Raw genomic sequence first — 12,041 nt, forward strand, 5'->3', positions numbered from 1 at the left:
GGATTCCGTTCCCGGAACTTTGTACAAAAATGCACAAAGTGGTTTGGTTCCTCAGCTTGGGCAAAAATGGGTTCCGGGAACCGCGATCAGATCCCGGTCAAATCCCCAGTTTCTTCAGGGCATCGCCGACGTCGCGAGGCGAGGTCACGTGCACCGCGGTCAGCCCCCGCGCCCGTGCCCCCTCGACGTTCTCGGCAAGGTCGTCGAAGAACACGATGCGGCTGGCCGGCACGCCCATCGCCGCCACGACATGGTCGAAGGCCGCCGCATCGGGTTTGCGCAGGCCGATGCTGGACGACAGGTACAGCTCGCGGAAATGGCCGAGCAGGCCGGCATATTCCTTCGAGAAATGGTCCACATGCGGCCGGTTGGTGTTGGAGAAGGCGTAGAGCGGCATCTGCCTGGCCGCGCGCGGCAACAGCTCGGCGATATCGGGCATCTCGCCGGCGAAGATCGCGTTCCAGCCTTCCAGGAACTGCGCATCCGAGATGGCAATTCCCAGCGAGGCCCGCAGCGAAGCGAAATAGTCCTCGTCGCTGATCTTGCCGACCTCGTGCAGCCGGTAGGCCTCGCTGTCGCGCACATAGCGCGCGACGATGGCTTCGGGCTTGCAGCCGGCATGTCCCGCCCAGCAGGCGATCGCCTTGGAGAAATCGATGTCGAGCACGACGCGCCCGAGATCGAACAGAAGCGCATCGGCGCTGCCGGGAGAGAGCGAGGTCACCTGGGTCCTTTCAGTACCGGTACGGGTCGTGGTCGAACAGCGGGAACGCGCTGAACACGCTCGGCGCGTTCGTTGCGGTGGCCGGATGCAGGCAGGATTTGTTGACCTCGGCGAACGAGGTGGCGCCGAGAAGGCCGAGGCAGCGCAGCACCTCGTCCTCGAGCAGCTCCAGCATCCGCTGGACGCCGGCTTCGCCCGCCGCCGCCAGTGCCCAGCATTGCAGCCGGCCGATGCCGACGAGGTCGGCGCCGGCCGCGATCGCCTTGACGATGTCGGTGCCGCGGCAGATGCCGCCGTCGACCATGATCTTGGCGCGGCCTTTCACGGCATCGACGATTTCAGGCAAGACATGCATGGCGCCGCGGCCGTGGTCGAGCTGGCGGCCGCCGTGGTTGGAAACGTAGATCCACTCGACGCCGTGATCGACCGCGATCTGCGCATCCTCGGCGGTGGCGATACCCTTGAGGATCAGCGGGATCTTGAACTTGTCCTTGATCATCTTGACCGTCCGCCACTCCAGGCCCTTCTGGTAGTCGCCGCCGGTGGCGCGCAGGCGGCTTTCACGAACGTAGCGCTTGGCGATGTCACGTTCGCGACGGCTGTAATGGGCGGTGTCCACGGTCAGGCAGAAGGCGGCATAGGCGTTCTTCTCGCTGCGGCTGACGACATCGGCGACGAAGGCGTCGTCGCCGCGCACATAGAGCTGATAGAGGCGCAGCGCGTCGGGGGCGGCCTCGGCGGTCTTCTCGAGGCCGGGCTCGGACACCGAGCTCAGCATGTGGGCCGCACCGAAGGTGCCGCAGGCGCGTGCCACGCTCGCCGCGCCGTCCGGGTCGAAGATCTCGAGCGCGCCGACCGGGGCCAGCACCACCGGCAGGCGCATCTTGCGGCCGAACTGCTCGACCGAGCCCTCGACCTTGCGGACGTCGCGCAGCACGCGGGGGCGGAAGGCGATCTCGTCCAGCGCCATGCGGTTGCGGCGCATCGTGGTCTCGGTCTCGGCGGCACCGACGATATAGTCCCAGGCATTCTGGTTGAGGTTGGCGCGCGCCTTCCGGATGAATTCGTGCAGATTCTGGAACGGCTCGCTGCTGGCACCGAGTTCGACGTTCCGTTCCGGCCGGATGCGGGGCGCTTCGTTCATTGTTGTCCTCCCGAGAATTTGAAGCCTTGTGTCATCGCCTAACCCGTCCGCCTCTCCAAAACCATCCTAAAATCGCATAGCTGCGAAGCACGGGCCGGCAGGCGATTCCGGCCCTTGGTACGTGACGGTGTCGGAACGTTGCCAAAAGTTTAGGCCAGGACGAAGGGATTTTTGCAGGTACCGCGCCTGCGTTGCGGGCCGGCCTTGAAGAAACCTGAATGGTATTGTGAGAACCGGGCTGGATCGCCATTTGCATGGCGCCCCAAAGCCCCAAGCGAAAAGGTCAGACTACATGCGGAAATCCCTGCTGTTCCCCCTGGGCGCGCTCACCGGAGTGTGTCTGACCCTTCTGGTATCCGGTCCGCAGGGCGGACTATGGGCGGCGAGGGCGGCGGCAGGCGCGGACGATGCCTATTCCAGGCTCAACCTGTTCGGTGAGGTGTTCGAGCGGGTGAAGGCGAGCTATGTCGAGAGGCCCGACAATGCCAAGCTGATCGAAGGCGCGATCACTGGCATGGTGACGTCGCTCGATCCGCATTCGCGCTACATGAACGACAAGGCCTGGACCGAGATGCAGGAGACCACCTCCGGCGAGTTCGGCGGTCTCGGCATCGAGGTCACGATGGAGGATGGCCTCGTCAAGGTCGTCTCCCCGATCGACGAGACGCCGGCGTCCAAGGCCGGCATCATGTCCGGCGACCTCATCAGCAAGATCGACGGCGAGGCCGTGCAGGGCATGACGCTCGAGCAGGCTGTCAACAAGATGAAGGGCCCGGTCGATACCCAGACCAAGCTCACCATCGTGCGCAAGGGCGCCGATGCGCCGCTCGACGTTGCGATCAAGCGCGAGATCATCCATGTCCGCCCGGTGCGCTTCCATGTCGAGAACGGCGACATCGGCTATATCCGCGTTACCTCGTTCAACGAGCAGACCACCGACGGCCTGAAGAAGGCGATCGCCGCGATCTCCAAGCAGGTGCCGCAGGAGAAGCTGGTCGGCTACGTGATGGACCTGCGCAACAATCCGGGTGGTCTGCTCGACCAGGCCGTGTCGGTGTCGAGCGCCTTCCTTCAGCGCGGCGAGGTCGTCTCGACCCGCGGCCGGAATCCGGAAGAGACCCAGCGTTTCACCGCGCATGGCGGCGACCTCACCAAGGGCAAGCCGCTGGTGATCCTGGTCAACGGCGGCTCGGCCTCGGCCTCCGAGATCGTCGCCGGCGCGCTGCATGACCACAAGCGTGCGACGATCATCGGCACGCGCTCGTTCGGCAAGGGCTCGGTGCAGACCATCATCCCGCTCGGCACCGGCAATGGCGCGCTGGCGCTGACCACGGCGCGCTACTACACGCCGTCGGGCCGCTCGATCCAGGCCCAGGGCATCGCGCCCGACATCGAGATCCTCCAGGACGTCCCGCCGGAGCTGAAGGGCCGGATGGACACCATGGCGGAGTCGCAGATGCGCGGCCATCTCCAGGCCGCCGACGGCACCGAGCAGACCGGATCGCAATCCTACGTCCCGCCGGAAGAGAAGGACGACAAGGCCCTGCACGCGGCCTATGACTTCCTGCACGGCCAGACCGCGAACGCCGTCGCCGCCAAGCCCGCGGCGAAGGCCACGGTGCCGAACTAGAATCTTCCAGCGTTCAGATATCGCCCGGGAGCGGACAGCCGCTTCCGGGCGTTTTCGTTTGGGGGACTGGCTCAGCTCGGATTCATCGCGGCAAAGGTCGCCTCGTAGCGGCCCTCGCGCTCGGCCCAGCGGCGGGCGCGATCGCGTTCGACCAGCACCTCGTCGCGGGGATGAACCCGCAACTCCAGCAATTGCATGACCTCCGCGATGTAGGCGGACAGCGGCATGGCGCGCGCGTCGCTGGCCTGCTGCGTTCCGGTGAGCTCGGTCTGCACATAGGGCGGCGCGAGCTCCAGCACCTCGATCGGGACCTTGCGGAGCTGATGCCGCAGCGACTGCAGCCAGGAGTGCAGGAACGCCTTGCTGGCGCAGTAGGTCGGGAAGTCGGCACGCGGTACGAAGGCGAGGTTCGAGCTCGTTGCGATGATCGTCGCGCCCGGTTGCCGCGTCAGGATCGGCAGGAACGCCGCGGTCGCGCGGAGCACGCCCAGAATGTTGGTGTTGACGATCGCTTCCGCGTCCGACGCATCCCAGCTCTCTGCCATCAGGTCTTCCGGCCGCGAGATGCCCGCGTTCGCGATCAGCACGTTCAGCTCGGGGAAGCGTGTGCGCATTTCGGCCGATGCGTGCGCCAAGCTTGCGGGATCGTCGAGGTCGAGTTGCAGTCCGGTCAGGCTAGGCCGCCCGGCCGCGATCTGGTCGAGCAGGGCCTGCCGTCTGCCGGTGACGATGATGCGGTTGCCGCGGTCGTGGAAAGCCTCAGCCAGCGCGCGGCCTATGCCGCTGGTGCCGCCGGTGACGAGGATCGTGTTGCCAGTCATCTTCATGTGTTGCCTTTCGATTGAAGAAGGCCACGGCAACCACGTAGATCCTTCATGGCGCGCCAGAGGACAGGACAGCCGGCAGCGCGGCGCGTGCGCGCCGGTTGAAGCGTCTTGTCGGGGGAAGCATCCGCTGACAGGAGGAGTGATGGCATGACCGTGGCGTCTCGTGAATCGAGAATTCCCTGCTGGGATCCTCTCGACAAAGGACGCGTTGGATGACGGTAACGCCTACGGCAGCGCCCTTGCGGCGGCTGCAATCGTGCAAATACGTTGGCCGGCCGCCATCGTCAAGTCCGAAGCGGGGGACTGTCCGCCGCGAGCCGGCCTGGAAGACGGTGATCCCGCAGCTTCGCGAGCTGCGGGATCACCGTGAGATCATCATTGCTGCTTCTTCGGACCCATGTGGTGCGGGACCTCGGTCTTCGGTCCGCCATTGTAATGGTGGCTGCCGCCGGACCCGCTGGTCGATCCGCCGTCGCTCTCCTTCTTGCCCATGTGGTGCGGGACTTCGGTCTTCGGTCCGCCATTGTAGTGGTGGCCGTTCTTTTCATCGGTCGTGGTCGTCTGCGCCATCGCAGGCAGCGCAACGAACGACATGATCGCGGCGGCGACGATCAGCTTGCGGTGCTTCATTTTGGTTTCTCCTGTTGATCTCGTCGAGTTGGTGTCAATCAAGTCCCGGTGGCTCGATCGAGCTGCAACCAAACCCGGAGCGCGATGGTGTAAGTTGAGCAAGATCAAATGTCGACGCGCGCGCCCGCGTGTATCGCTGCGTGGATCGTCGCGTTGCCGCAGGCGACGAGAAACGTCGATCTTCTTACAGAAAAAAATTCCGGCGCATTGCGCAGGATTGCGGGGCGCTGGCGAGGCCTGGCGGTCATGTCGCGAGCGGCTGCGAGATGTCGTGGCCGATGACACTTCCGGCCGGTGACGACGGACGCGTCGATTCATTACGCGATTGAACCACAAAAAGATTTGGCTGGTGCGTCGATCCAATTTGATGTCCGTCAAACCGGCATCAATGACGCAACCTAGCGTGCCGGCGCGAACGAGCGGCGACATGATCGCGATCCGAAAGGGGTCGGCCGCCGAGATGGAGAACGAGCCGTTGACTGACGAGACGATCCACGCGCCTGCTCGGCCCTTGCGAGCGGTGTTTTTCCTGCGCCGCCGGTTGTGGGACACGATCACGATCAGGTCGGTGCTGGTCAAGCCGCGGCGCGATCTGCGCCTGGATCTGTTCCGCGGTCTGGCGAACTGGCTGATCTTTCTCGGGCACATTCCGGATTCGGCGCTCGCCTGGTTCACGACGCGAAACTACGGCTTCAGCGATGGCGCCGATCTGTTCGTGCTGATCTCCGGATACACCGCGACGTTCGTGTTCGGCTCGATGATGATGGAGCGCGGCTTCGTGATCGGCGCAACCCGGCTGTTGCGGCGGGTGTGGCAGCTCTATGTCGCTCACCTGCTGCTGTTCCTGGTCTATCTCACGGCCGTGCACTACATCGCGCACGGTTTTGACGATCTGCACCTGATGGATCAGTTCAACGTCGCGCCATTGATGAACTTTCCCGTCGAGACGCTCTTCCAGGGGCTGATCCTCAAGTTCAAGCCGCTCAATCTCGACGTTCTGCCGCTCTACATCGTGCTGATGGCCGCGTTTCCCGTCGTGCTCTGGCTGATGCTGCGATGGCGCAATGCCGTGATGATCGGCTCGCTCGGTCTCTATCTGGCCGCCCGCAATTACGGCGTTAACCTGCCGTCCTATCCGGCTGGGGTCTGGTATTTCAATCCGTTCGCCTGGCAGTTGCTGTTCGTGCTCGGGGCCTGGCTGGCCTTAGGAGGAGCGGCGGCGAGCCGCTGGCTGCTGTCGTCGCGCACGCTCCTTGTTCTCAGCTGCGGTTTTCTGATCTTTGCGTTCGGGATGACGCTGGCGGAACGAATTCCGGCGCTGCGGGACTACATTCCCGAGGACCTCGCAGCGATCTTCATTCCGAACGACAAGACCAATCTGGGTCCGTATCGCATCGTCCATCTGGCGAGCCTGATGCTCATCGTCGTCTCGCTCGTTCCAGCGGACTGGCCCGGTCTGTCGTCAAGATTGCTCCAGCCTCTGATCAGATGCGGTCAGCAATCGCTGTCGGTGTTCTGCGTTGGTCTCTTTCTGTCGTTCGTCGCCCATTTCGCGCTCGAATCCGGATCGGAAGGCTTGTGGGCACAGATGCTGGTCGGTGCCGCGGGCCTCTGGATCATGACGATCGTGGCCTACTACCGAACGTGGTCCAGGGACGTCGACAGGAGCCGCCTGACGGGGGAGGCGGGCGGATGATGACGTCGGGGTTGATTTTCACCGACGAGATCCGGGGCCTCATCCTGCATGGCCTGCACTGGACCGCCTCGACTATCGAGCTGCTCGGCGTGGTGGTCATCGTCGGCGGCGTGCTTGCTGCAGCGATCCGGTCGATGAACGAGATGCGGCGCGGGAATCCTGCCGATGCGTTCCGGTCCTATCGCGCCACTCTCGGGCGCGGCATCCTGCTTGGCCTCGAATTCCTGATCGCCGCCGACATCATCGGGATGGTCGCGATCGTACCGTCGTTCGACCGGCTCGGCATCCTCGCGCTGATCATCGTGATCCGCACGTTCCTGAGCTTCTCGCTCCAGATCGAGATCGAGGGACGATGGCCGTGGCGCAGGCACGACAAGGAGATGAGCGATGCAGGACGCTGCAGCCTTTGACGGCGGCGCGCGTAAGAGTTGCGGGCGCGTTGCGTCTATATGGCCTGACCCACCCGCCGCTGCGCTCGTCGCCGACCGCGACAGGCCGATCACCATCCCAAACACCGACTGGAGAAAGACCATGAACCGTCCGAGAAATGTCTTCGCGAACGCAGCCGCCTTTGCCGTCCTCGCCGTCCTCGTCCCGGGGGCGGTCGGGCTGTCTTCCGCAACCGCCGCCGGTCTTGGGCAGATCGCGATGATGGACGACGACAAGATGTCGAAGATGCCTGCTGCCCCGGATTCGAGCGCCAAGATGAACATGGGCCAACCGGCGGGGCAGCCGAACATGAGTGGCGGCCGGATGAACGACGACAAGATGCAGATGCCGCCGCAAGGCCAGATGCGGGACTGCCAGGGCGCCGGCTGCCAGGACAATTCCGGCATGATGCCGATGATGCAGATGATGGAGAAGATGATGCGGGGCCAGATGAGTTCGCCCGGCAACAACGGTGCGATGAGCGGCCCGGCGGACGTGACCGAGCGGCTCGAGGGGCGCATCGCCTTTCTGAAAGCGGAGCTGCAGATCAGTGACGGGCAGGCGACCGACTGGAACAATGTCGCGAACGCCTTGCGTTCGAGCCGGCAGCATCTGCTGGAAGCGCGAAAGATGCTCGCAATGGATGACAGGCTGGGCAGCGCCGACCGCCTGGAACATTACGAGCGGCACTTGTCCGAGCGTCTGGAGGCTCTCAAAGCCGCGCGACTTGCCTTCACGCGGCTCTATGCGTCATTGAGCGAGAGCCAGAGGCAGACCGCGGATACGATCCTGCTGCCGCTGATCGCGTCATTCTGACCGGGAGGCGAGGGCGGGATCATGTTCGCTCTGCCTCTTCGGCGTCGCCGGGGCCTGCTTGTGGCTGGTGTCCTGGCGAGCCAGCTTGCGGCCCATGCCGGGTCCGCATCGGATCGCGGCCACGGCGTAACGGCTGCGGCGGGACCGTCTCTCCCGCGCTGGGAGCTGGCGCAGGCGGAGGGCGATCATGCCGCGCATCATCCCGCAGCGTCCGGCTCCGCCGCAGATGCGGCGTCACGGCCGGAGGGACCTGCCGGTGCAGGCGCCGGCATGCAGCCCGGCGGTGACACGTCCGGAATGATGGGTGGAATGGGCGGCATGATGGGCCGCCCGCGCAAGGAGTTCTATCCGGCATTGATGGACATGCCGGCGCTCTCCGTCGATCAGCGGAGCAGGCTGGAGGCCCAGGCGCGCCAGCGGATCAGCGCGGAAGCCGATCGCCTTGCGGGGGCTGAAATGGACCTGCGGCATGCGATCGCGGGCGACGATATCGCGGCTGCGGATCAGGCGTCGCGGCGGCTGCGCGACTCCCTGAATGCAGTCCAGAGCGGCGTGAGTGCGCTGCGTTCGCTGCACGAGGGCAAGCCGCCGCGGCAGATCGCCCAGGCCTGGTTCAGATCGCAAATGAATCTTCCGCCTCGGCGAGACACGGCGGATGGGGATGACAGCGCGCCGGGAGTGTCCTGGTTTCACGTCACCACCATGGCGCTGCTTGTGCTGTTCTCGCTGGCGATGCTTGCCGTCTACGTCGCGCGGATGCGCCGGGCGAATGCACTGGTCGAGCGGCTGACGCGGGCCGCGGTTGCTCCGGCCGCCGCCGCGCCCCTCGTGTCCGCACCAGTTACCGGCGCACCAGCCCGCCAGGCCGAGGCGACATTCTCGGCTCCCCCGATCGGGCGGGACGAGCCGGTCCGCTCATGGAAGGGGCCATTGAGGATCTGCGCGATCTACCAGGAGACGCCGAACGTGAAGACCTTCCGCTTGCAGGCGCCGGGCGGCGGGGCGATTCCGTTTGCGTTCCTGCCCGGACAGTTCCTGACCTACGCCATCGAGATCGACGGGCAGACGGTCAGGCGCTCCTACACGATCGTGTCGTCCGCGGCGCAAACCGCCTACGTCGAGACCACGATCAAGCGTGAGGATGGCGGGCTTCTGTCCGACTACATGCATGGTCACCTGAAGCAGGGAGACCTCATCGAGGTCGCGGGCCCCTCCGGCGCGTTCACGTTCACCGGCGCGGAAGCCGACAATGTCGTCCTGATTGGCGGCGGCGTTGGCATCACGCCGCTGATGGCGGCGATCCGGTATCTCTCGGATATCGCATGGCCTGGCCAGATCTACCTCGTCTATGGCGCGCAGACGACCGAGCAATTCATCTTCCGCGACGAGTTGGAATATCTGCAGCGCAGGATGAGCAATCTGCATGTCGCGGCCACGATGGTGCGGACCGCAGGCACCTCGTGGATGGGAAGCGAGGGCCAGATCACGGCCGAATTCCTGACGCAGGCCGTGCCTGATCTGGCCGGACGTCGCGTTCATTTGTGCGGTCCGCCCGGAATGATGGAGGCGCTCCGGAAGACGCTGGTCGGCCTCGGTGTGCCGCGCGAGCAGATCAAGACGGAGGCCTTCGGGCCGGCCCGCGGAGCTGCTCCGCCTCCCGTCCGGAGCGTCGGCGACGTGCACATGCCGGACAGCGGAGCGGACGGTCGAGGTGCGGCGGCAATCGGTCCTGCGACGGCCAAGGTTCGTTTTGCGCGGTCCGGCAAGGTGGCGGCGCTGCCTCCGGACAAGAGCGTCCTAGAGGTGGCGGAGGCGGCGGGGGTATCGATCGACTATTCCTGCAGGGTCGGGGTCTGCGGGGTCTGCAAGACGCATCTGCTGCAGGGAAACGTCACGATGGAAGTCCAGGATGCCCTGACCGCGGACGAAAGGACGAATGGTCTCATCCTGGCCTGCCAGGCGAGATCCGTCGGCGATCTGGTCGTCGAGGCCTGACATGGTGAACGCGAGAGAGCGCCTGATTGCCGACCTCGTTTTGGCAAGCCTGTTGCTGCTGGTGCCGGCGTTCCTGCTCCACGCCGACGGCAGGTTTGCAGGAAGCCTGGCCGGCTTTGTGCTCGGGGCCGGTGCGGCTGCGTTGATGGTTCTGCTTCTCGTCTATCCCCTGACCAAATACAGCGCGGTGCTGAAGGCCATGGTCACGCGATGCGTGTCGATGCCGGCGCTGCTGGCATTTCACGCCTATGCCGGCATCGTCGCGGCTTTCCTCGGCCTTCTGCACACCGGGCACAAGTTTCAGAGCCCGCTTGGGATCGCTCTGGTGGCCAGCATGCTGATCGTCGTCGTCACCGGATTGGTCGGACGCTACTACCTGCCGCAGACCGCGACGGAGCTCCGGCAGCAGCAGGCGCATCTGGCGACCTTGAGGTCAGCCTACGAGCATGTTGCAGCGTCGCTATCGTCGCCCGAGCGTGCCGCGCATGACGGTGCGGCGATGCGGGCCTCCGCCGTGCAGACCGTGCCGCTGTTGCAGCTCGTTGACGGCATCTCCGACGTCGAAGCGGCGATCGGCTCGAGTGAGGCAGTCAAGAAGATCTTCATGCAACGGATCGGGCTGCACGTCCTCGCCGCGATCGTTATGTATTCGCTGCTTGCCGTGCACGTGGCGGCCGAGGTCTATTACGGGCTGCGGTGGCTCGCGTGACGATCAGAGGCCTGCTCTACGTCGTGGCTGCGACGCTGGCCTTGGGAGGTGCTGCCGTCGCGTCGATCGCTTTGTATCGGGGCGGCTCTGGAATCATCTCGGGATGGACGAGGTTCGTCAGTCCCGGACCGCTCTCGGCGAAGCATGCGTTTCTGTCCGACCAATGCGAGAGCTGCCATGCGCCCGTCAAAGGGGTCGCGGGGGCCGCCTGCATCGCCTGTCACGCGCCTTCCGCTGCCGATCTCGCCAAGCCGTCGACGGCGTTTCATGCCGTGGCGGGCGCTGAATGCTCAGGCTGCCATCGCGAGCATGCGGGCGAGCGGCGGCCGATCAGGATGAACCACGCGTCGCTGCTGCAAGTTACGATGCCGCCCTCCGGCGGGAGGCTGTTCGGCCGGGCCGCGGCCGATCAACTGACAGCGGATCTGAAGGAGTTTCTCGGCCTGCCGGGATCAGAGCAGCGAGAAAGGACGGCGCTCGACTGCGCCAACTGCCACAGCAACCAGGAGCCGCACCGCGAATTGTTCGGGCGGGACTGCGCGGAGTGTCACGGGCTGACGTCCTGGAAAATCGCGGGCTTCCTGCATCCCTCGCCGACGTCGCGGGACTGTGCTCAATGCCATCAGGCGCCGCCGAGCCACTACATGGGGCACTTCCTGATGATGGACCGCATGATCGCCGGGCAGGAGCATGCGTCGGTCGATCAATGCTTCCTGTGCCACAGAACCGACTCGTTCAACGACATCAAGGGCGTCGGCTGGATGAGACATCATTGACCAGCGCGACCGTGCGACGCAGTTGGGTGCAATATATTACGCAGGGCTCGACGAAAAAAAACGGAGACTACTTCCGTGCCGCATCGCGACGCGGGATGCTCGTGCCGAGCCTTTCATGCCCGCATGTCGCGCGCCTCTCATCGCCGTCCTGCAATACCGGTGCCGCGTGCGTCGTTTTCTATTGGCCGTCCCTGCAACCAGAGCTATATGTTCACGGTTCGAGACAGTGGGTGCAGGGATGATTGGCTTGCGAAAGCCAAGACGAAAATGGTGGGGATGGCTTGTCGCCATCGCTTACCTGCTCGCGTCGATGACGCCGTCTCTCGCGATCTCGATCTCCCTCGACGCAGCTATGCAGTGCGACCATCGGGCCGATCGGTCCATGGATGCGCACGAGCACGATGATGATCCCGGGTCGCCGGTGCATTCGCATGCGATGGCCGGGGATTGCGACGATGATCAGGACCGGCCCGGTGACCGGCATGCGACCTGTTGCGGCTCGGTGCTTTGCTTCAGCGCCGTGTGGCCGCAAGCTCCCGTCATCGCGGAGCACGCCGTGCCGCGCTCGCGCTGCGAGGCGCAGCCTGGCGTGATCGGCGACGAGGGCACCTTCCGCCGTCACTACCGTCCCCCCATCACCTGAGATAGCCGACCGAAAACCGGAC

General features: G+C 64.9%; 12 protein-coding genes. 8 read left to right on the plus strand and 4 right to left on the minus strand.

The genetic code is table 11. The features are described 5' to 3' along the window. Positions 1 to 97: 97 nt before the first annotated feature. Positions 98 to 724 (minus strand): HAD family hydrolase, encoded by a 627-nt coding sequence (locus A7X65_RS05365; RefSeq protein ID WP_063683251.1) that lies wholly within the window; start codon positions 722 to 724, stop codon positions 98 to 100. A gap of 10 nt (positions 725 to 734) precedes the next feature. Continuing rightward, the gene (locus A7X65_RS05370; RefSeq protein WP_063683252.1) at positions 735 to 1,868 is read right to left on the minus strand and encodes an alpha-hydroxy acid oxidase; all 1,134 of its coding nucleotides are present in this window, start codon (positions 1,866 to 1,868) and stop codon (positions 735 to 737) included. Positions 1,869 to 2,160: 292 nt separating this feature from the next. On the opposite strand from A7X65_RS05370, the gene A7X65_RS05375 reads away from it, so the two are divergent. After that, positions 2,161 to 3,498, plus strand: a complete 1,338-nt coding sequence (locus A7X65_RS05375; RefSeq protein ID WP_063683253.1) for a S41 family peptidase — start codon at positions 2,161 to 2,163, stop codon at positions 3,496 to 3,498. A gap of 71 nt (positions 3,499 to 3,569) precedes the next feature. Here the strand turns inward: A7X65_RS05375 and A7X65_RS05380 are convergent, their stop codons facing one another. Continuing rightward, positions 3,570 to 4,325 carry an SDR family oxidoreductase gene (locus tag A7X65_RS05380; RefSeq protein ID WP_063683254.1) on the minus strand — a complete coding sequence of 252 codons (756 nt, stop codon included), beginning with the start codon at positions 4,323 to 4,325 and terminating at the stop codon, positions 3,570 to 3,572. Between the two features lie 375 nt (positions 4,326 to 4,700). Continuing rightward, a complete protein-coding gene (locus A7X65_RS05385) occupies positions 4,701 to 4,955 on the minus strand; it encodes a hypothetical protein (protein ID WP_063683255.1) in 255 nt (84 codons plus the stop codon). 475 nt (positions 4,956 to 5,430) lie between these two features. Between A7X65_RS05385 and A7X65_RS05390 the strand changes: the two genes are divergently transcribed. The 7 genes from A7X65_RS05390 to A7X65_RS41485 all read left to right on the plus strand — a co-directional run bounded on the left by A7X65_RS05390 (position 5,431) and on the right by A7X65_RS41485 (position 12,019). After that, complete coding sequence (locus A7X65_RS05390) at positions 5,431 to 6,651, plus strand: OpgC domain-containing protein (protein ID WP_063684810.1); 1,221 nt, start codon at positions 5,431 to 5,433, stop codon at positions 6,649 to 6,651. Then, positions 6,648 to 7,061, plus strand: coding sequence for a DUF1622 domain-containing protein (locus tag A7X65_RS05395; RefSeq protein ID WP_082884832.1), 414 nt, complete (start codon positions 6,648 to 6,650; stop codon positions 7,059 to 7,061). The genes A7X65_RS05390 and A7X65_RS05395 overlap by 4 nt, the downstream gene beginning before the upstream one ends. Then, a complete protein-coding gene (locus tag A7X65_RS05400; RefSeq protein ID WP_082884833.1) occupies positions 7,039 to 7,896 on the plus strand; it encodes a Spy/CpxP family protein refolding chaperone in 858 nt (285 codons plus the stop codon). The genes A7X65_RS05395 and A7X65_RS05400 overlap by 23 nt, the downstream gene beginning before the upstream one ends. A 21-nt stretch (positions 7,897 to 7,917) precedes the next feature. Next, the gene (locus A7X65_RS05405; protein WP_063683257.1) at positions 7,918 to 9,891 is read left to right on the plus strand and encodes an FAD-binding oxidoreductase; all 1,974 of its coding nucleotides are present in this window, start codon (positions 7,918 to 7,920) and stop codon (positions 9,889 to 9,891) included. 1 nt (position 9,892) lies between these two features. Then, positions 9,893 to 10,600, plus strand: coding sequence for a hypothetical protein (locus tag A7X65_RS42495; protein WP_063683258.1), 708 nt, complete (start codon positions 9,893 to 9,895; stop codon positions 10,598 to 10,600). Next, positions 10,588 to 11,376: a cytochrome c3 family protein gene (locus A7X65_RS05415; RefSeq protein WP_082884834.1), complete on the plus strand. Its 789-nt coding sequence runs from the start codon at positions 10,588 to 10,590 to the stop codon at positions 11,374 to 11,376. The genes A7X65_RS42495 and A7X65_RS05415 overlap by 13 nt, the downstream gene beginning before the upstream one ends. A 238-nt stretch (positions 11,377 to 11,614) precedes the next feature. Further along, positions 11,615 to 12,019: a hypothetical protein gene (locus A7X65_RS41485; RefSeq protein WP_156527649.1), complete on the plus strand. Its 405-nt coding sequence runs from the start codon at positions 11,615 to 11,617 to the stop codon at positions 12,017 to 12,019. Positions 12,020 to 12,041: the final 22 nt, after the last annotated feature.

This window comes from Bradyrhizobium stylosanthis, from assembly GCF_001641335.1.
GTDB classification, from domain to species: domain Bacteria; phylum Pseudomonadota; class Alphaproteobacteria; order Rhizobiales; family Xanthobacteraceae; genus Bradyrhizobium; species Bradyrhizobium stylosanthis.